Raw genomic sequence first — 19,348 nt, forward strand, 5'->3', positions numbered from 1 at the left:
GCGTAACCGGCTGTTACAGCGCCAATTTCCGGCGCCGGCAGACTATTTATCGGCAGATGCGGATCCGTCCTGCAGCGCCCTACGCGGGCCGCTTGAGATGCTTACCCAAAATAAACGTTTCTGACGACTTGTCCCGCGACGCCTTCGGCTTGCGGGCCGCCACCACCTTGAACTGATGCTTGAACTTTTCGACAATCTGGCTGTAACCGCTGCCGTGAAAGCATTTGACTAAAAGGGCACCATCCGGCTTCAGGTGATTTTGCGAAAACTCCAGCGCGAGATCGCACAAATGCTCGATTCGCGCGGCATCCGCCACCGCCACCCCCGACAGGTTGGGCGCCATATCCGAAATTACAAGATCAACCTGGCGTTCTCCGACTAATTCTTCCAGTTGGCCGAGGACCGAGTCCTCGCGGAAGTCGCCCTGGATGAAGTGAACGTCGGCGATCGGCTCCATCGGCAGCATGTCCAGCGCGATGATCGTGCCGTCGATGCCGCCCTCGCGTTCGGCGTCGCGCTGCGCGCCCTTCGCGAGCTTGTTGCGTGCGTACTGGCTCCAGCTGCCCGGCACCGAGCCGAGGTCGACGATCACCTGCCCCGGACGGATCAGCTTGTCCTGTTCGTCGATTTCCTTGAGCTTGTAGGCGGCGCGGGCGCGATAGCCCTCCCGCTGCGCCATTTTCACGTACGGGTCGTTGATATGGTCATGCAGCCATGCCGTGTTGAACTTGTTTTTTGCCATTAAACGTTGAACTCTTGCTGCGCCATGTCGCGCTTTAGCGGATAATACGCGGTTAATTTCGCGCGGCCACCGCCAAAACTGGCGGCCATCCGCGATTCTGTTGTTCTGACGCGCCGTCCTGCTGATCGATCGAAAACCCAATCGCCGCTAATCGAACGAGTGGATCGGGAATGCAGGCGCCGCCATTTTAGTCGAGTCTCCCACTTTCCATGCCAGCCCTCAAAGTCTCTTCCGACCAACGCGCCGAATTGCGCTCCCAGGCACACGCGCTCAAACCGGTGGTGCTCGTCGGCGCCGAAGGCTTGACCGACGCTGTGCTCGCCGAGATCAAGGTCCACCTTGACGCCCATCAGCTGATCAAAATCCGCGTGTTCGGCGACGAACGCGAAGAACGCATCGCGATTTACGAACAAATCTGCGACAAGCTGAACGCTGCGCCGATCCAGCACATCGGCAAGCTGCTCGTGATCTGGAAGCCTGAAACCGCGCAACCGGCGGTGAAGACCAGGCGCGGCACCTTGCCGAGCGCCCGGGAAGCCGCCGCGGATGCCAAACCGGGCAAGGGCCGCGCACCGCGCGTGGTAACCGTGGTGAAGCCCAGCGAAATCCCGATGCGCAAGCCGAAGGCAAAAGCGGTCGTGGTGCGCGGCAATGAACGCGTCACGCAAGGCGGCAACATCAAGCGGGCCAAGAAGCGCCAGACCAGCGCGAAGCGCTCGCATCAGTCGTCGAAATAAGCGAATGAGGGTGGAGGTGCGGACCAGGTCCGCACTCTGGTTTGCTTTAACGCTGATTGCGCGAGGCGAATTCTTGAACCGCGGCTTGAACTGCGCGTTCGGGCTGATGCCTGGGCGGACCTGCCGGGCTGCTCGAACACGAAACTGCGCGGCGCGCGAACCGACAATCAGCGCGTTACGCGCCCGGCGGCACCGCCGCCATCTGCTTCAGCCATGACTGCGCCGGCGCCCGCCGGCAGCTTCCACACCAGCGCCACGCCCAACAGGCTTTCGACCAGATAGAACAGGCTCGACACGCCATGCAGGATGCCAAAGCGCGTCGCATAAGCCGAATGGCCGACATCGCTACCCGCTTCGAACGCGGCCACGCGCATTGCATTCATGAACGGCTGCAACGCGAAGTAACCCACCAGCACGCACACGAGCATGCCCGCGATCAGCCAGCGCAGACGACGATACGCGTCGCCGCCACGGCGAACCAATACGTTGGCGAGAACGAGCAGCAAAATGCCGCACACCGCACCCAGCACGCCCTCGATGCGAAACAACTGCGCGGCCACCGCGCCCGCCGTCGTGCGATCGAGCGACGTGAACAGCACCGGCGCGACAGCATAGCCGATAGTCAGCAGACTACCGACCCACACCACCGTCAGCAGACGGAAAAATCGATGCGGCATCAAGGACACCGGAGCCGCCCTCAAATGTAGCTAACCGCGATGATTTCGTATTCGCGCACGCCGCCCGGCGCCTGCACCGATGCCACGTCGCCTTCCGATTTGCCGATCAGCGCGCGGGCGATCGGCGAGCTGATCGAGATCAGGCCGTGGTCGATGTCCGCTTCGTCGTCGCCGACGATCTGATACTTGACCGGCGCACCCGAATCCAGGTCTTCCAGTTCCACCGTTGCGCCGAACACCACGCGGCCGTCCGCGTCCACCTTGGACGGGTCGATCACCTGCGCGCCGGCCAGCTTCGATTCGATTTCGGCGATACGGCCTTCGATGAAGCCCTGCTTTTCCTTCGCCGCGTCGTATTCCGCGTTTTCCGACAGATCGCCTTGGGCGCGTGCCTCCGCGATCGAGTTGATCACCGCGGGACGCTCAACCGATTTCAGGCGCTGCAATTCATCGCGCAGCATGTCTGCGCCGCGCTTCGTCAATGGAATAGTGCTCATAAACAACTCTAGAGGCTAAAAAACGGCCGTAAAAAAAATCACCGCGGTTAAGTGCATTTCGCGCGGACCAGAGCGCCGGGCGAGACCCGGGCCGAGGCACCTGCGAAACGCCGCTTAACCGCGGCACTTACGTCTTGGACAGGTATTCGAAGCCTTAGTTTAGGCGAGCGTGGAGTCCTTGTAAATCATAGACTTCCAGGTCCTTCAAATAGCGCAAGCCTTCCACCGCGGCCCGCGCGCCGGACATGGTCGTGTAGTACGTGACCTTGTTCGCCTGCGCGCTCATGCGGATCGAACGCGAATCGGCGATCGCCGCGCGGGTCTCGTCGACGGTCGTGAAGACCAGCGCGATCTCGCCGTTCTTGATCATGTCGACAATGTGCGGACGGCCGTCCTTCACCTTGTTGACGACCTTGACCGGCACGCCCGCCGCTTCGATCGCGGCAGCGGTGCCCTTGGTCGCGACGATCGGATAGCCGAGTTCGTGCAGCATGCGCGCGACTTCGACGGCCTTGGGCTTGTCGGCGTCCATCACGGTCAACAGCACCGTGCCCGACTCCGGCAGACGCGAACCCGCCGCGAGTTGCGACTTGAACAACGCTTCGCCGAACGTCTGGCCCACGCCCATCACTTCACCGGTCGAGCGCATTTCCGGTCCGAGCACCGGATCGACTGCCGGGAACTTGACGAACGGGAACACCGCTTCCTTCACGCTGAAGTACGGCGGATCGATTTCCTTCGTCACGCCTTGCTCGGCGAGCTTCTGGCCGACCATCGCGCGCGCCGCGATCTTCGCGAGCGGCAGGCTGGTTGCCTTCGACACGTACGGCACCGTGCGCGATGCACGCGGATTCACTTCGAGCACGTAGATCACGTCCTCTTTCGAACCATCCGCTTGCGGCACTTGCTGGATCGCGAACTGCACGTTCATCAGGCCGATCACGTTCAGCGCCTTGGCCATCGCGCCCGTCTGACGCTTCAGTTCGGCCACGGTTTCCTTCGACAGCGAGTACGGCGGCAGCGAACAAGCCGAGTCGCCCGAGTGCACGCCCGCCTGCTCGATGTGCTCCATCACGCCGCCGATGAACACAGCCTCGCCGTCGGAGATGCAATCGACGTCGCATTCGATCGCGTCGTTCAGGAAGCGGTCGAGCAGCACAGGCGAATCGTTCGACACCTTCACGGCCTCGCGCATGTAGCGCTCGAGATCACGCGGCTCGTGGACGATTTCCATCGCCCGGCCACCCAGCACGTACGACGGACGGACCACCAGCGGGTAGCCGATTTCGTCGGCGAGCTTGAGCGCTTCGTCTTCGGCGCGCGCCGTGCGATTCGGCGGCTGACGCAGGCCGAGATCCTGCAGCAGCTTCTGGAAACGCTCGCGGTCTTCCGCGGCATCGATCATGTCCGGCGAGGTGCCGATGATCGGCACGCCGTTCGCCTCGAGATCGAGCGCGAGCTTCAGCGGCGTTTGGCCGCCGTATTGCACGATCACGCCGACAGGCTTTTCCTTGTCGACGATTTCGAGCACGTCTTCGAGCGTCAGCGATTCGAAATAGAGACGATCGGAGGTGTCGTAGTCGGTCGAAACGGTTTCGGGGTTGCAGTTGACCATGATCGTTTCATAGCCGTCCTCGCGCATGGCGAGCGCCGCGTGCACGCAGCAGTAGTCGAACTCGATGCCCTGGCCGATCCGGTTCGGGCCGCCGCCCAGCACCATGATCTTCTTGTTGCTGGTCGGTTTCGCTTCGCACTCTTCCTCGTAGGTCGAGTACATGTAGGCGGTTTTCGTCGCGAACTCGGCGGCGCACGTGTCGACGCGCTTGTACACCGGACGCACGTTCAACTCGATCCGGCGTTGACGCACTTCGGCCGGCTTCGCGCCGAGCAGCTTCGCGAGACGTCGGTCCGAGAAGCCGCTCTGCTTCACATACTTGAGTTCTTCTTTCGACAGGCTCGCAAGCGTGCGGCCCGTCAGCGCCTTTTCCTTCAGGACGATCTGTTCGATCTGCGCGAGGAACCACGGATCGATCGAGGTCTCCTCGAAGATTTCCGCGGCGCTCATGCCGATGCGGAACGCGTCGCCGACGTACCAGATGCGATCCGGACCGGCTTCGCCGATCTCGCGGATGATCTCGTCGCGGTTGCCGGTCTTTTCGTCCAGGCCGTCGACGCCGACTTCGAGACCGCGCAGCGCCTTCTGGAACGATTCCTGGAAGGTGCGGCCGATCGCCATCACTTCGCCGACCGACTTCATCTGCGTGGTGAGGCGTGAATCGGCTTCGCGGAATTTCTCGAACGCAAAACGCGGGATCTTCGTGACGACGTAGTCGATCGTCGGTTCGAACGACGCCGGCGTCTGGCCGCCGGTGATTTCGTTCTTCAGTTCGTCGAGCGTGTAGCCGACCGCGAGCTTCGCCGCGACCTTCGCGATCGGGAAGCCGGTGGCCTTCGACGCCAACGCCGACGAACGCGACACACGCGGGTTCATTTCGATCACGATCATCCGGCCGTCTTTCGGATTGATCGAGAACTGCACGTTCGAGCCGCCGGTATCGACGCCGATTTCGCGCAGCACCGCGAGCGACGCGTTACGCAACACCTGATATTCCTTGTCGGTGAGCGTTTGCGCCGGCGCGACGGTGATCGAGTCGCCGGTGTGGATGCCCATCGGGTCCAGGTTTTCGATCGAGCAGACGATGATGCAGTTGTCCTTCTTGTCGCGGACCACCTCCATCTCGTACTCTTTCCAGCCGAGCAGCGACTCTTCGATCAGCAATTCGCGAGTGGGCGACAGATCGAGACCGCGCTTGCAGATCTCTTCGAATTCGTCGCGGTTGTAGGCGATGCCGCCGCCCGAACCGCCCAGCGTGAACGACGGGCGGATCACCACCGGATAGCCGCCGCTGCCGGTTTCCGCCGCGATTTTCGCCTGCACCTGCAGCGCTTCTTCCATCGAATGCGCGGTGCCCGATTTGGCCGAACCGAGGCCGATCTTCGTCATCGCGTCCTTGAACTTCTGACGGTCTTCCGCCTTGTCGATCGCTTCCGGCGACGCGCCGATCAACTCGACCGTGTATTTGTCCAGCACGCCGTGCGCATGCAGATCGAGCGCGCAGTTCAGCGCGGTCTGACCGCCCATGGTCGGCAGAATCGCGTCCGGGCGCTCCTTCGCGATGATGCGCTCGACCACTTCCCACGTGATCGGCTCGATGTAGGTCACGTCGGCCGTGTTCGGGTCGGTCATGATCGTCGCCGGATTGCTGTTGACGAGAATGACCTTGTAGCCTTCCTCACGCAACGCCTTGCATGCCTGCGCGCCCGAGTAGTCGAACTCGCACGCCTGGCCGATGATGATCGGACCCGCGCCGATGATGAGGATGCTCTTGATGTCTGTCCGCTTGGGCATAACGCTCTCGCTAATGTATTCCTGAATTCTTTCCGTCGGCGCGCGTCGTTGCTACGCTGCGCGCGCTCTGTTTGTGCGGCTCGCCCGACAGGCGCTGAGCACAGTGAGTGCGCCGAGTGCGTGGCGCGGCTCGGCCGCGCGCGCCGCAACGGCGCTTCACAGGCCCGCTTCTATCGCCTCTTACGCCGCCGCGGTCCTGCCTGCCTTCTTCGCGTCCATCAACCCGGTGAAGCGGTCGAACAGATAGGCGATGTCGTGCGGACCAGGCGATGCTTCCGGGTGCCCCTGGAAGCAGAACGCCGGCTTGTCGGTCAGCGCGAAGCCTTGCAGCGTGCCGTCGAACAACGAGACATGCGTGACCTTGGCGTTGGCCGGCAGCGTGTCGGCGTCGACCGCGAAGCCGTGGTTCTGCGACGTGATGACCACGCGGCCGTCGTCCAGATCCTTCACCGGATGGTTTGCGCCGTGGTGGCCGGTCTTCATCTTCAGGGTCTTCGCGCCGAGAGCGAGCCCCATGATCTGGTGACCGAGGCAGATGCCGAACGTCGGAATGCCGCGCTCGATCAGCTCCTTCGTGGCCGCGATTGCGTAGTCGCACGGTTCCGGATCGCCGGGGCCATTCGAGAGGAAAATGCCGTCCGGGTTGAGCGCGAGCGCGTCAGCCGCGCTGGCTTGCGCCGGCAGCACCGTGACGTGACAGCCACGCTCGGCCAGCATGCGCAGGATGTTGTACTTGACGCCGTAGTCGAACGCGACCACGCGGTACTTCGGCGCATTCTGCTTGCCGTAGCCCGTGCCAAGACGCCATTCGGTCTGGGTCCATTCGTAGGCTTCCTTCGTGGACACGACCTTTGCGAGGTCCATGCCCGAGAGGCCTGGGAACGAACGCGCGAGTTCGATGGCCTTGGCCTCGTCGTCCGAGCCGGCCAGAATCGCGCCGTTCTGTGCGCCCTTGTCGCGCAGAACGCGGGTCAGCTTGCGGGTGTCGAGGCCGGCGATGGCGACCACGCCTTCGTCCTGCAGATACTGCGAGAGCGTGCGCTCCATGCGGAAGTTCGACGCGAGAACCGGCAGATCGCGAATGATCAGGCCGGCGGCATGGACTTTCGTAGCTTCAATGTCTTCAGCATTCACACCGACGTTACCGATGTGCGGATACGTGAGGGTCACGATCTGGCGCGCATAGCTCGGATCAGTCAGGATTTCCTGATAGCCGGTGATAGCGGTGTTGAACACGACTTCGCCGATCGTATGCCCTGGGGCGCCGATGGAATAACCACGAAAGACCGTGCCGTCGGCGAGCGCGAGCAGAGCGGGAGAAAATGACGGCAACACGGGAGACTCCTTGGGGAACACCCTGTTGCCGACCTGTCTATCCGACTGCGAGCCGCAGCGAAAAGCATCCACGGGATGCGCGCGCAGACTCGCTCGCGTACTGCCGTCGACGTTGCAAGGGGCGCGATGAGCCCATTGTCTGGACGGATCGGCTGGGTGCGTGGCCCTTCTTGCTACGCAAACGGCGCGCGGCGGATGAACGGTATGGGAGAGGTAGGCGCTAGGGTGCGGGTTGATAAGCTCAAACCTTGTAATTATAGCCGGAAACTGCCCTTCTCTCCAAATCCGAGATGGGGAGCGAACCAGGGCGCGCGTCCGCAGAAATCGGCGAAACCCTTGCTGGGCGGAGCGCTGCCGCCGTCGGACAAGACCTGCGGCGAGCGGAATCGGGATAGCGTCGGCAAACGCGCTCGGACCGGCGCAGCGCCGCGCGACAGTCTCAGGCCTCGTGCTCCGCATGCAGCACGACCGGCCGAACAGGCGTGCGGCCAGGCAATACGTACCAGACCGCGCTCAACACCTGCAGCCCCACCAGAATGCCCCAGGCGGTCAGATGCGCGACCGCCGGATAGTGGCCGCCGCTCGCCGGCCAGCGCGACAGCACCGCACCCACGCCGATCTGAAAACCGAAGATCAGCAGAAAGATGATGAGCGTGAGCGTGGTGTTCACCCGGCCGGTCATCTGCGCAGGAAAATGCCGTGCCATCACCGCGTAGCTGAGAATGCCGGTGCCGCCGAAAATCCCATACGCCGCCCACAGCAGACCTGCGGGCAGCGGCGCGCGGAACATGATCAGCATTTGCGTCGCAACGTAAAGCGCCATGCCCACGCCGCAAAACGCATACAGCGAGACGCCGCGGCGTTCGAGGACGCGCGCCGCCGCGCCGAAACCCACGCAGCCCGCCATCATCGCAAAGCCCAGAATCGACACCAGCGCGGCCGCCTCGGGCGGCTCGAAGCCCTGAACGTCACGCAACCAGGCCCCCACCCACAGCGATTGCATCGCATAGAACACGCCTTGGGTGACGACCGAGAACGAAGCGATTTTCCAGAACGCGGCGCTGCCCAGGATATGCAAGGTGCCTTTGAATTGAGTGCCAAGACTCGCCTGTCGGCGCGTTTCGTGCGCGTCCGGCGCAAGCGTCCATTGCGCCAGCGCCACCAGCACCGTCAGCAGAACCAGTCCCACGCAGACCGTGCGCCAACTCGCGAAGCCGAGCACCCACGTGAGCGGCGAGCCCACCATCACGCCGCCTAAACCGCCGATCGCCATCACGAGTCCGTTCATCAGCGGCAGGCGCGCCAACGCGAAGTGCTGCGCCAACGCCTTGAAAGCCGCGCCGAGGCACACCGACACGCCGACGCCGATCAGGAGCCGCCCGACCATCATCACGCCGACGCTATGGGCGGCGCCGAACACCCCTATTCCGAGCGCGGCAAACAGCAGGGTCGCGGCGGTCACGCGCCGCGCGCCGAAGTGATCGAGCAACACGCCGGCCGGAATTTGCGCGCCCGCGAAGCCGAGGAAATACAGGCTGGTCAGCAAACCGAGATCGGTTGCCGACAAGCCTAGGTCATGCGTGATGAACGGAGCAAAGCCCAGGTTGACGCCGCGAAACACGTACGAAACGAAGTAACCGGCGGAAAACAGGAGAAAGACGCGCAGTTGGGTCGACGACATAAGCTTCGATCGGGGCGGCCGGTCGGCCAAAGCTCGAACGATAAAGGAAATCCGTCGAACTCGCCCGCGATGAACCGCACAACGAAAAACGCCGTCACACAGGTGACGGCGTTGGCAAGACTTCGGTGCGAGCGCATCGCTAGTACTGCGTGGCCTCACTACCGAGGCGGAGCGGCTTTTCGCGCTATTTGCTCTTCTTCGTGTCCGCCGCGGTTTTCGACACCTTGCTGGATGTGGAAGCCGACGCTTTCGTCACCTTGCCCTTGCTCGCGGATGCCGCCGGCTTGCCGGCTTTGCCCGCGGGCTCGGCCACCTTGACCACCGCTGAACGGCCACGGCCCTTCTTCGTGTCACCAACGCGCGTGCCGATTTTCTGGACGCCGCCGCCTTGCACGTTGGTGGCAATGCGTTCGGGGCCGGGTTCGCTCGGCACCGTCTTGCCCACCGGCACGTGCAGCACGATGACCTGGCCACGCGAAACCTCGTTACGATGCGTGCGATTCCACGACTTTAACTGGCCGAGCGAAACGCCGTAGCGTGCGGCAATCGCCGCCATGCTCTGATTGCGGCGCACGCGGATCAACATCTTGCGGGTATCGGGGACGTCCGGTTCCATCGCCAGAACCGCGCTTTCGGCAACATCGGCGCTGATGTCCTCGTCGTCGTCCGAACCGCGCGGCACCACGATCGTGGAGCCCGGCTTAAGACGCATGCCGGCCGGAATCTTGTTCACTTCCATCAGCGTGTCGGCGTCGACGCCGATTTTTTGCGCGATCGCCGCCGGCGCCGAACGCTCCGTGACGGTGTAGGTAGTCCACGAGGACAGCGAACCCGAATACGTCTTCAGATTGCGCTCGAAGGCGCTCGCGTTGTCGAACGGCAGCAGGATCTGCGGCTGCGTGGCGCCGAGAATCACCGGCTTCCTGAACGATGGATTCAGCGAACGGAATTCATCCAACGAAAGATTCGCCAGCTTGGCAGCCGTGTCCACATCGATATCGTGCGAGGTGGTGACCGTGACGAAATACGGGTGATTCGGAATCGACGGCAACGCGAGCCCGTACATTTGCGGGTTCGCCACGATGTTTTTCACCGCCTGCAGCTTCGGCACGTAGTTGCGCGTCTCGTTCGGCATGCGCAAGCTGAGGTAGTCGGTGGGCAAGCCCGCCGCTTCATTGCGCGCGATTGCGCGCTGCACGTTGCCCTCACCCCAGTTGTACGCGGCGAGCGCGAGCTGCCAGTCGCCGAACATGTCATGCAGACGCGACAGATAGTCGAGCGCGGCACTGGTCGAGGCCAGCACGTCGCGACGCTCGTCCTGCCACATGTTCTGCTTGAGGTTGTAGGTGCGGCCGGTGCCGGGCATGAACTGCCACATGCCGGCCGCCTTCGCCACGGACAAAGCCTGCGGGCTGTACGCCGATTCGATGAATGGCAGCAACGCGAGCTCGGTCGGCATATGGCGCGCCTCGAGTTCCTCCACGATGTGGTACAGGTACTTCTGCGAGCGCTCGGTCATGCGCTGCACGTAATCGGGACGCTGCGCGTACCAGTTGACCTGCATGTCGACGAGGTCGGTCTGCAAATCCGGCATTTGAAAACCGCGGCGAATACGGCCCCAAAGATCGGCATCCGCGCTGGTCAGTTGAGTGACTGAACCCTGATCGACGTTGATCGTCTCTTTGGCGGTGGCTGTCTTGCGAAGGGCGTCGGCTACGGCTTGCTGACTGGCGGGATTTGTTGCGGTGGTGGGGCTATTCGTTGTCGGTCCCTGGCTCGCGCAAGCGGCGAGTGTCAGGACCAGCAACGCACTTAAGATAAATCTCATGAACGTCTCGGTTTCCACAAGGGCTGGAATTTGAGCCGATAGTACGAAACGCCAACGTCCGCGTCAATCGGAAAATTACGAAAAAATCAAGTAAATCTAGGGCTTGGCGAATTTTTCGGATTATTCCCCTGAACAACACCCTCATGCGAATCCGGTTAACGGAAGCGGTTTTTCCATTCACGCATCAATGTGAACGCCGCCAACCGGTCAGAGACCTTCTCATGCAATTGCGCCTGCAAGCTCGCTTGAACGGCCGGATTGCCGGCGCGCAAAAACGGATTCACGGCGCGTTCGTGGGCGATGGTGGTGGGCAGTGTCGGCGTATTGCGCGCGCGGAGTTCGCTCGCCTTGTCGCGCCAGGCTTGCAGCTCGGCATTGTCCGGCTCGCAGGCGAGCGCGAAGCGGATGTTCGACAGCGTGTACTCGTGCGCGCAGTGGACCTCGGTCGCGCCGGGCAGCGCGGCGAGCGAATCCAGCGAGGCAAGCATCTGTTGCGGCGTGCCTTCGAACAGCCGGCCGCAACCGCAAGCGAACAGCGTGTCGCCACAGAACACGTGCGGCGTGCCGCGCGGGTCCGCCGCCTGGAAGTAGGCAATATGTCCGCTCGTGTGACCAGGCACCTCGAGCACGCTGAATTCGAGCGCGGGGGCCGCGATCGTCACGTGATCACCATTTCGGAGACGGTGTGTGAGATGCTCGATCGCTTCACCGGCGGGGCCGTACACGGGAACGGCCTGGCCATTCAGCAGATCGGCCACCCCGCCGACGTGGTCTTGATGATGGTGCGTGAGTAAAATAGCGCTCAGCCGCCAACCTCGTTTCGCCAGATAGGCGCGCACGGGTGCGGCTTCGCCCGGATCGACGACCACCGCCTGGTGTCCGTCGGAAACGACCCAGATGTAATTGTCTTCAAACGCCGGGACCGGTACGTACTCGAGCGCATTCATAGGCGACGCATTTTGATATGACTGACCGAGCGATTATAGACTGGCCCGCCTGGACCGATTCACCGCCTGGCCGCTACGTGCTCGAGTGGGAGCAGACCCAGCTCGACCGCGTGGTGTCGGACGTGTTCGGTTACCACGCGCTGCAACTTGGCCTGCCGCAGCTCGACGCCTTGCGCGAAAACCGCATGCCGTGCCGCGGGCTGGTGCTCGATGCCGCGAGCGGCGCGAGCGCGCCCTACACTTTTCCGCGTGGCCCGGCGCAGGCCGGCAACGGCTCCGCGGGTAACCGCGCCGCGCAAGCCGAGCCCACCGTCCTGACCGCGCCGTCCGGACGCAGCGCGGTATGGTGCGATCTGCTCGACTTGCCGTTCGAAGCGCAAAGCGTCGACCTGATCGTGATGCCGCACACGCTGGAATTCACCAGCGACCCGCACCGGCTGCTGCGCGAAGCCGAGCGCGTGCTGATGCCCGAAGGCCAGTTGATCATTCTCGGCTTCAACTCGCTGTCGTTATGGGGCGCGCGACAATCGGTCGGCAAAATGACCGGGCGGCCCTTTGTGCCCGCCGCGGTCGATCTGATCGCCTTCACGCGCCTGAAGGACTGGATCAAGCTACTGGGTTTCGACCTTGAACGCGGGCGCTTCGGCTGCTATCGTCCGCCCCTCGGCAGCGATCAGTGGCTGTCCCGCTACGGTTTCATGGAAGCCGCCGGCGACCGCTGGTGGCCGATTTTCGGCGCGACCTACATGATCAAGGCGATCAAGCGCGTGCGCGGCATGCGTCTCGTCGGCCCGCTGAAAGTGAAGAAACCCGTCCTCGCTCCGGGCCTCGCGCCCGCCGCCACACCGAACACACGCAACCACACTCAATGACTTCCGATCACATCGATATTTATACCGACGGCGCCTGCAAGGGCAACCCCGGCCCCGGCGGCTGGGGCGCGTTGCTGCGCTTCGGCGACCAGGAAAAAGAACTGTTCGGCGGCGAGGCGAATACCACCAACAATCGCATGGAACTGATGGGCGTGATTGCCGCGCTCGAAGCGCTGAAGCGCCCCTGCAAGGCGGTCGTGCATACCGACTCGCAGTACGTGCAGAAGGGCATCAGCGAATGGATTCACGGCTGGAAAAAGAAAGGCTGGATCACCGCCGCGAAGCAGCCGGTGAAGAACGCCGATTTGTGGAAGCGGCTCGACGCGCTCGTCGCGCAACACGAAATCGAATGGCGCTGGGTGCGCGGCCACAATGGCCACCCGGAAAACGAACGCGCCGATCAACTGGCCAATCGCGGCGTCGCGTCGCTCGCCGAACTGTGACGTCCGCCGCCGCGCCGGCACCCATGCGCGCACCGTCTTTTTTGCTGCAATTTTTTGAAGCAGGCTAATCCCCCATGCGCCAACTCATCCTCGATACCGAAACCACCGGCCTGAATGCACGCACCGGCGACCGGATTCTCGAACTCGGTTGCGTCGAACTCGTGAACCGCCGGCTAACCGGCAACAACCTGCACTTCTACATCAATCCGGAACGCGACAGCGATCCGGGCGCGCTGGCGGTGCACGGCTTGACCACCGAGTTCCTGAGCGACAAGCCGAAGTTCGGCGAGATCGCCGACCAGATCCGCGACTTCATCCAGGGTGCGGACCTGATCATTCACAACGCACCATTCGATATCGGCTTCCTCGACGCCGAGTTCGCCCTGCTGGGTCTGCCGCCCGTCAGCACCTATTGCGGGGAAATCATCGACACGCTCGCGCGCGCCAAGCAGATGTTCCCCGGCAAGCGCAATTCACTCGACGCGCTGTGCGATCGCTTCGGCATCAGCAACGCGCACCGTACGCTGCACGGCGCGCTGCTCGACTCGGAGTTGCTCGCCGAGGTCTATCTGGCGATGACGCGCGGCCAGGAAAGCCTCGTCATCGACATGCTCGGCGAGTCTCACGCGAATGGAAACGAGCATGCGCCGCGTGTGGCGATCGACTCGCTCGAACTGGTCGTGATCGCCGCCTGCGACGACGAAATCGTGGCGCATCAGGCCGTGCTGGACGGTCTCGACAAGGCGGTCAAGGGCACGAGCGTGTGGCGCCTCGAAACCGTGCCCGCAGCGGATGAGCAAGCCGCTTAAAAAATACTGGACGCGTAAAAAAAACCCTGACATAATTCGGCTCTCTTCGGGTGGTTAGCTCAGCGGTAGAGCACTGCCTTCACACGGCAGGGGTCACTGGTTCGATCCCAGTACTACCCACCAGAATTTTGGTGTGTCGATCACCGAAGACTAAAGGGCTTATGCAGAAATGCGTAGGCCCTTTTCTATTTGCCGCTCAAGCTTCAGCGTCTGATTGCATGCCGCAGTGCGCCAGCCTCGTCAGGCTTGCGCGTCAACACCGAAACTTCGTACGATTGCAGCCGCCAGGCACTTGCTGATATAGTCGGCACTCAGGCATTCGCCCCGTCCATCTTCTTCACCTCATTCGACGATAGGGAGGTGTCACATGTTTGCAGTGCACATCGCCATCCCTTACATGGTCTCGCGACCTTAATCCGTCGCTTACGCGGCTCCGCCTGAACCCGGCGTTCCGCGCAAAATCCCAGACAGTCCACAGTTTCATTGCCGGTGCTTTCCGGCACGCTTCGACTGTCTCGTCCTCTCGCTTCCGACTGGAACCTCGGTGCGCTCACGCGTCGCCGGGTCGTCGCAAATGAACAGAAAAAAACTCGACTTTCGCGGACAAGCCTTCAAGGACGTCCTCGGCTTCACCTTCCTGCATTGGGCGCGGCAGCCTTGGCGCATCGTCGCCATCACGGTGCTCGTGCTGCTCTCGGCCGTGGCGGACGTGCTCACGCCGATGTTCGCCGGGCATCTCGTCGACGCGATCGCGTCCGGCTCGGCCGGCAACGCCGTCGCCTGGCACGCCGCGCTCGCCTTCGGCCTGCTGAGCGCGCTTGGGCTCGGCGCCACCCTGCTTCGCCAGGGCGTGTTCTTTCATATCATCAAGCTCACGCTCAAGATGATGAGCGAGGTCGCCGCGAACGCGTTTCATCGCGTGCAGCGCTTTTCGACCGACTGGCACGCCAACAGCTTCGCCGGCTCGACCGTGCGGAAGATCACGCGCGGCATGTGGGCGCTCGACCTGCTCAACGATACGCTGCTGATCGCCCTGTTCCCGTCGCTGGTCATGCTGGTCGGCGCAACGGCCTTGCTCGGCTGGCGCTGGCCGATGATGGGCGCGGTCGTCGGCATCGGTTCGGTGTTGTATATCGCGGTGACCGTGGCCCTGTCGCTCGGCTTCGTGGCGCCCGCCGCGCGCCTTGCGAATGCGTGGGACACGCGCATGGGCGGCGCGCTCGCCGACTCCGTCAGTTGCAACGGCGTGGTAAAGGCGTTCGGTGCCGAGGAGCGCGAAGAAGCGCTGCTTGCGGGCGTGATCGGCAAGTGGCGTCATCGCACGCGCCGCACGTGGATGCGCGGCACCATCAATGGCGGCGTGCAGGGCGGCATGCTGGTGGCGATTCAGGCTGCGATTCTCGGCGCCGCGCTGCTGTTGTGGATGCGCGGCGAGGCGAGTGTCGGCGACATCACGTTCGCGCTCACCATGTTTTTCATGCTGCAAGGTTATCTGCGCGAGGTGGGCATGCACATCCGCAATCTGCAGCGTTCGGTCAACGACATGGAAGAACTGGTGTCGCTGGAACGTCAGCCGCTCGGCATCGAGGATCAGCCGGGCGCGGGTCCGATCGTGATCGGCAAGGGCGAGATTCGTTTCGAGCACGTCACCTTCCATTACGGTGCGAACGCCGCGCCGCTCTACGACAACTTCTCCGTGCGGATCGCGCCCGGAGAACGCGTCGGACTGGTCGGCCATTCGGGTTCGGGCAAGACGACCTTCATCAAGCTGATCCAACGCCTTTACGATCTGTCGGAAGGCCGCATCACGATCGACGGTCAGGACATCGCGCATGTGCGGCAAGCGTCGTTGCGCAGCCAGATCGCGATCGTTCAGCAGGAGCCGGTGCTGTTTCACCGCTCGCTCGCGGAGAACATTGCGTATGCGCGGCCCGGCGCGAGCCGCGCCGAGATCGAGCGCGCCGCGAGGCTCGCCAGCGCGCACGACTTCATCGCGGCGCTGCCCAACGGCTACGACACGCTGGTCGGCGAACGCGGGGTGAAGCTGTCGGGCGGCGAGCGTCAGCGCGTGGCGATCGCGCGCGCGTTCCTCGCCAACGCGCCGATCCTGATTCTGGACGAAGCCACCTCGAGCCTCGACAGTGAAAGCGAGATGCTGATCCAGCAGGCCATGGAACGGCTGATGATGGGCCGCACGACGCTAGTGGTGGCGCACCGCCTGTCCACCGTGCGGGCACTCGACCGGTTGCTGGTGCTGGACAAGGGCAAGGTCATCGAGGAAGGCAGTCACGATGCGCTGATCAAGCTCGAGAACGGGCTGTACCGGCGGTTGTTCGAACGTCAGGCGCTGGAACTCACCAAGGGCTTGAGCGAGCCGGATACCTTGCCCGAGACGGCGGCCGCCAAGGCAAACCGGACAGATGATTCCAGTCTGCTCGTGGGGAAGTAACTTGCAACGAATGTGTGGAACGTCGAGCGGAGACCGCCGGTAAGTACCGGTAGCAAACGGTTTGCGCTGGCGTTTCACACGCTTAGCGCGTTGGCCGTACAACGCGACGGCACGCCCCGCCCGGTTTTATCGTTGGGGCGCGCCAGCTACACCGCGCCCGCGGACAAGCCAATGCCGCGCGCCATTCCCGCGGCCGCGAACACCATCAAAACCAGCAGCACCGTTTGGATCACGCTGAGGTGGGCATACGAACGCGCCTTTCGAAGATCCGGCGCGGCGCCCTTCCTCACCGCGGCGCGCCAGCGCATCAGCGCCAGCATCGACGGTACTTCGAGGACGAGAATCACCACGAGCAGCGTCATCTTGACGTGAAAGAGCGGCTCATGCAGGTAGTAGTCCGCGCCTTTTTCGTAGGTGCCGAAGACGCGCATCAAGCCGGTAATGACGAGCACCAGTGCCGAGAGGCCCCAGCGGGTGTCGGCGCGGAACAGGGATCGCAAGGCCGCGGGCACAGTGGCTCGGCGTAGCGCCCAGGTACGCCGGAGAATCGACGCGAGCGCGAACCCATAAGCGAGCAGATGAATGGCGGCAAGCAACCAGCGAACCAGCATAGCGACTCCTGCAAACGACGCGATACGATCGGTGTACGTCTGACCCGCCGGCCTTGCAGCGCCGTGCGGCACTCACTTCATTATCGACCAGCGCTTACTTTACGACGCCCGCTTCGGCCACCGCGTGTGGCCGACTGCACAAAGCGTCGGATTCAGACTTGCTGCAAAGACGTGTCGAGCGCACGCGCGGCGACCCGATCGCCTTCGGTAGTCAGCGCGGTGCGGAATACGGTCTGTCGGTTATGGCCGGCAGCAGCCGGCGAGTCCCACAGCAATTCGATTTTCGGGCGGCGGCCGAAGGCGCCGCGCGCCAGCGACGGCGCAGCGGTCGAGCGAGGCGCCGCGTGCCCGTCCGGCTCGCCGGCCGTCGCGAACACCACCGTGCGAGCGGCCGCCGGCGTGCCGCGCACGCCTTGCGCGGCGGCCCAACGCACCGACAATTCGCGAGCGTCGTACTGCCCCACCTTGCGACGCTCGGCCCACACGCTCACTGTGCGCGTGACGGGATCGAGCGCAACCGCATAGCGGCCGATCGCAAAGCGGCGCGCGGCGACATTGGTTCGCCACAGCGCGCGCGGGCGGCAGATCCACAAGACCGCCGCGTATAGCGCCGGCGCGGCCAGCAGCCAGCCGTTGGTGGCCGCCACCGTTTGCACGGTGCGCCGCCAACCGGCGCTCGCCGCGAACGCGCCCACCGACCAGACCGCGAACAGGAATCCAAGGAAAGCAAACAGACGCAGCGCCTGGCGCAGCCATTGCGGCAGCGGATGAAACGGACGCTCGGCCACGGCGCGCGCGCCGGGCAGGAAGATCAGCAGGAACAGGAACACGAGGTTGATGCACGCCCACGGCGAGGACACCATCGCCGACAGCGCCGCGCCCAGGTCCATCTGCGCCATCGAAAACAGCCAGCGAGCCAGAAGCACGAGACCGATGGCGCGCAGCGCGAAAATCGTTCCGGCGCCGGGCGCCGCGTTCGCGCGCGTCTCTTTCGTTCTCGCCAAGGCATCCTCCTGTCGTCGGCGGCGCCGCAGCCAAATTTGCGGCACGGCCATTATAGGGATATTACGGAGGGTGACCCATTCTTGCAGACACGAAACCCTCCATTTCCGCCGCTCCTCGGGAAAAACGCGGCGCGCATGCAACAACGCCCCGCGGCGAGTGGCTCACGGGGCGTTATTCGCGGTTCAGTGAGCGCCCAAAAGCGCCTGGTGAACCGGCTTGACTGCTTTTACCTATGGCGCATTAGCTGGCGTTGACTTCGCGCAGCACCGTGCGATGCTTCTGACGCAGCAGTTCTTCGTAGGTGGCGACGTAGTTCTGCGCCATGACCTTCGACGAAAAGCGCGACTCGAACGCCTTGCGCACCGTTTCGCGCGGCAGCGTGTGCAGACGCTTGACCGCGGCGACCGCGCTGATTTCATCTTCGACGACAAAACCCGACACGCCGTTTTCGATCACTTCCGGCACCGAGCCGCGATTGAACGCGATCACCGGCGTGCCGCAAGCCATGGCTTCGATCATCACCAGACCGAAGGGCTCCGGCCAGTCGATCGGGAACAGCAGCGCGTGGGCGTTGCCGAGGAACTCGGTCTTTTCCGATTCGCTGATTTCGCCGATGTACTCGACGTGCGGCAGCGACATGAGCGGCTTGATCACTTCTTCGTAATAGGCGCGGTCGGCCTTGTCGAGCTTCGCGGCAACCTTGATCGGCATGCCGGCTTGCTGGGCGATGCGAATCGCGGTGTCCAGACGCTTTTCCGGCGAGATGCGGCCGAGGAACGCGAGGTAGCTCGGCTTCACGTCCTTGATCGGCGTGAGCAGGTTTTCCGGCAGGCCGTGATAGACGGTTTGCAGCCAGTTCGCCTGCGGCAGCGGAATACGCTGGTTGTCCGAAATCGACACCACCGGCACGTCGCTGAACGTGTTGAAGATCGGCTGCAATTCCGGCAGATCGAGACGGCCATGCAGCGTGGTCACGAACGGCACCGGCTGGCGGGCGAACAGCGAGAACGGGTAATAGTCGATATGGAAATGCAGCACGTCGAATTCGTCCGCGCGGCGGCGCACTTCCTCGAGCAACAGCATGTGCGGCGCCATCACGTCGCGAATGGTCGGATCGAGGCGCAGCGCCTGCGGCCAGAATGCTTCGAGTTTTGCCGAGGTTTGCGAATCGCCGCTCGCGAACAGCGTCACATCATGGCCCTGTTCGACCAGCGCTTCGGTCAGGTAGGACACGACGCGTTCCGTACCACCGTACAGCTTGGGAGGAACCGCCTCGTGCAACGGAGCGATTTGAGCGATTCGCATA

16 protein-coding genes and 1 tRNA gene are annotated in these 19,348 nt (G+C 63.3%); 6 read left to right on the forward strand and 11 right to left on the reverse strand.

Annotation, left to right across the window (positions count from 1 at the left end):
• Positions 1-79: 79 nt before the first annotated feature.
• On the reverse strand, positions 80-742 hold the full coding sequence (locus ACTJLC_RS19740) for an RlmE family RNA methyltransferase (protein WP_073431190.1): 663 nt from the start codon (positions 740-742) through the stop codon (positions 80-82).
• Between the two features lie 209 nt (positions 743-951).
• On the opposite strand from ACTJLC_RS19740, the gene ACTJLC_RS19745 reads away from it, so the two are divergent.
• Complete coding sequence (locus tag ACTJLC_RS19745) at positions 952-1,479, forward strand: YhbY family RNA-binding protein (protein ID WP_073431189.1); 528 nt, start codon at positions 952-954, stop codon at positions 1,477-1,479.
• Between the two features lie 167 nt (positions 1,480-1,646).
• On the opposite strand, the gene ACTJLC_RS19750 is transcribed toward ACTJLC_RS19745, so the two are convergent.
• From ACTJLC_RS19750 to gloB, 7 genes are all read right to left on the reverse strand, one after another.
• Positions 1,647-2,156, reverse strand: coding sequence for a DUF4149 domain-containing protein (locus ACTJLC_RS19750; protein WP_073431188.1), 510 nt, complete (start codon positions 2,154-2,156; stop codon positions 1,647-1,649).
• A gap of 20 nt (positions 2,157-2,176) precedes the next feature.
• Entirely contained in the window at positions 2,177-2,653 is a 477-nt protein-coding gene (gene greA / locus ACTJLC_RS19755) for a transcription elongation factor GreA (RefSeq protein ID WP_073431187.1), read from the reverse strand.
• Between the two features lie 154 nt (positions 2,654-2,807).
• Entirely contained in the window at positions 2,808-6,062 is a 3,255-nt protein-coding gene (gene carB / locus ACTJLC_RS19760; RefSeq protein ID WP_310133797.1) for a carbamoyl-phosphate synthase large subunit, read from the reverse strand.
• A 180-nt stretch (positions 6,063-6,242) separates the two neighbouring features.
• Positions 6,243-7,397: a glutamine-hydrolyzing carbamoyl-phosphate synthase small subunit gene (gene carA / locus ACTJLC_RS19765; protein ID WP_083086613.1), complete on the reverse strand. Its 1,155-nt coding sequence runs from the start codon at positions 7,395-7,397 to the stop codon at positions 6,243-6,245.
• Positions 7,398-7,836: 439 nt separating this feature from the next.
• Positions 7,837-9,078, reverse strand: coding sequence for an MFS transporter (locus tag ACTJLC_RS19770; protein ID WP_073431184.1), 1,242 nt, complete (start codon positions 9,076-9,078; stop codon positions 7,837-7,839).
• Positions 9,079-9,262: 184 nt separating this feature from the next.
• Positions 9,263-10,906 carry a transglycosylase SLT domain-containing protein gene (locus ACTJLC_RS19775; RefSeq protein WP_073431225.1) on the reverse strand — a complete coding sequence of 548 codons (1,644 nt, stop codon included), beginning with the start codon at positions 10,904-10,906 and terminating at the stop codon, positions 9,263-9,265.
• Between the two features lie 155 nt (positions 10,907-11,061).
• Positions 11,062-11,853, reverse strand: a complete 792-nt coding sequence (gene gloB / locus ACTJLC_RS19780) for a hydroxyacylglutathione hydrolase (RefSeq protein ID WP_154874495.1) — start codon at positions 11,851-11,853, stop codon at positions 11,062-11,064.
• 17 nt (positions 11,854-11,870) lie between these two features.
• On the opposite strand from gloB, the gene ACTJLC_RS19785 reads away from it, so the two are divergent.
• The 5 genes from ACTJLC_RS19785 (at position 11,871) to ACTJLC_RS19805 (ending at position 16,426) form a co-directional block, all read left to right on the forward strand.
• Positions 11,871-12,725 (forward strand): class I SAM-dependent methyltransferase, encoded by an 855-nt coding sequence (locus ACTJLC_RS19785; RefSeq protein ID WP_310133792.1) that lies wholly within the window; start codon positions 11,871-11,873, stop codon positions 12,723-12,725.
• Entirely contained in the window at positions 12,722-13,168 is a 447-nt protein-coding gene (rnhA, locus tag ACTJLC_RS19790) for a ribonuclease HI (protein WP_073431181.1), read from the forward strand. The genes ACTJLC_RS19785 and rnhA overlap by 4 nt, the downstream gene beginning before the upstream one ends.
• Positions 13,169-13,242: 74 nt before the next feature.
• The gene (gene dnaQ / locus ACTJLC_RS19795; protein WP_310133790.1) at positions 13,243-13,977 is read left to right on the forward strand and encodes a DNA polymerase III subunit epsilon; all 735 of its coding nucleotides are present in this window, start codon (positions 13,243-13,245) and stop codon (positions 13,975-13,977) included.
• A 48-nt stretch (positions 13,978-14,025) separates the two neighbouring features.
• Positions 14,026-14,100 (forward strand) — tRNA-Val (locus tag ACTJLC_RS19800).
• 451 nt (positions 14,101-14,551) lie between these two features.
• A complete protein-coding gene (locus tag ACTJLC_RS19805; RefSeq protein ID WP_440844919.1) occupies positions 14,552-16,426 on the forward strand; it encodes an ABC transporter ATP-binding protein in 1,875 nt (624 codons plus the stop codon).
• A gap of 146 nt (positions 16,427-16,572) precedes the next feature.
• Here the strand turns inward: ACTJLC_RS19805 and ACTJLC_RS19810 are convergent, their stop codons facing one another.
• From ACTJLC_RS19810 to ACTJLC_RS19820, 3 genes are all read right to left on the reverse strand, one after another.
• Positions 16,573-17,037 carry a DUF2214 family protein gene (locus tag ACTJLC_RS19810; protein WP_073431178.1) on the reverse strand — a complete coding sequence of 155 codons (465 nt, stop codon included), beginning with the start codon at positions 17,035-17,037 and terminating at the stop codon, positions 16,573-16,575.
• 152 nt (positions 17,038-17,189) lie between these two features.
• Positions 17,190-18,041: a hypothetical protein gene (locus tag ACTJLC_RS19815; protein ID WP_073431177.1), complete on the reverse strand. Its 852-nt coding sequence runs from the start codon at positions 18,039-18,041 to the stop codon at positions 17,190-17,192.
• A 241-nt stretch (positions 18,042-18,282) separates the two neighbouring features.
• Positions 18,283-19,347 carry a glycosyltransferase family 4 protein gene (locus tag ACTJLC_RS19820; protein ID WP_073431176.1) on the reverse strand — a complete coding sequence of 355 codons (1,065 nt, stop codon included), beginning with the start codon at positions 19,345-19,347 and terminating at the stop codon, positions 18,283-18,285.
• Position 19,348 lies beyond the last annotated feature (1 nt).

It is taken from the genome of Paraburkholderia sp. 22099 (genome assembly GCF_052045835.1).
Taxonomy (GTDB): domain Bacteria; phylum Pseudomonadota; class Gammaproteobacteria; order Burkholderiales; family Burkholderiaceae; genus Paraburkholderia; species Paraburkholderia terricola.

What these genes read in the sequence shown, in the direction of transcription:
- gloB (WP_154874495.1), bottom strand. Translation starts at nt 11,853, where the DNA reads ATGAATGCGCTCGAGTACGTACCGGTCCCGGCGTTTGAAGACAATTAC.
- ACTJLC_RS19770 (WP_073431184.1), bottom strand. Translation starts at nt 9,078, where the DNA reads ATGTCGTCGACCCAACTGCGCGTCTTTCTCCTGTTTTCCGCCGGTTAC.
- ACTJLC_RS19810 (WP_073431178.1), bottom strand. Translation starts at nt 17,037, where the DNA reads ATGCTGGTTCGCTGGTTGCTTGCCGCCATTCATCTGCTCGCTTATGGG.
- ACTJLC_RS19745 (WP_073431189.1), top strand. Translation starts at nt 952, where the DNA reads ATGCCAGCCCTCAAAGTCTCTTCCGACCAACGCGCCGAATTGCGCTCC.
- carB (WP_310133797.1), bottom strand. Translation starts at nt 6,062, where the DNA reads ATGCCCAAGCGGACAGACATCAAGAGCATCCTCATCATCGGCGCGGGT.
- ACTJLC_RS19740 (WP_073431190.1), bottom strand. Translation starts at nt 742, where the DNA reads ATGGCAAAAAACAAGTTCAACACGGCATGGCTGCATGACCATATCAAC.
- ACTJLC_RS19820 (WP_073431176.1), bottom strand. Translation starts at nt 19,347, where the DNA reads ATGCGAATCGCTCAAATCGCTCCGTTGCACGAGGCGGTTCCTCCCAAG.
- ACTJLC_RS19805 (WP_440844919.1), top strand. Translation starts at nt 14,552, where the DNA reads ATGAACAGAAAAAAACTCGACTTTCGCGGACAAGCCTTCAAGGACGTC.
- ACTJLC_RS19750 (WP_073431188.1), bottom strand. Translation starts at nt 2,156, where the DNA reads ATGCCGCATCGATTTTTCCGTCTGCTGACGGTGGTGTGGGTCGGTAGT.
- ACTJLC_RS19775 (WP_073431225.1), bottom strand. Translation starts at nt 10,906, where the DNA reads ATGAGATTTATCTTAAGTGCGTTGCTGGTCCTGACACTCGCCGCTTGC.
- rnhA (WP_073431181.1), top strand. Translation starts at nt 12,722, where the DNA reads ATGACTTCCGATCACATCGATATTTATACCGACGGCGCCTGCAAGGGC.
- ACTJLC_RS19785 (WP_310133792.1), top strand. Translation starts at nt 11,871, where the DNA reads ATGACTGACCGAGCGATTATAGACTGGCCCGCCTGGACCGATTCACCG.
- dnaQ (WP_310133790.1), top strand. Translation starts at nt 13,243, where the DNA reads ATGCGCCAACTCATCCTCGATACCGAAACCACCGGCCTGAATGCACGC.
- greA (WP_073431187.1), bottom strand. Translation starts at nt 2,653, where the DNA reads ATGAGCACTATTCCATTGACGAAGCGCGGCGCAGACATGCTGCGCGAT.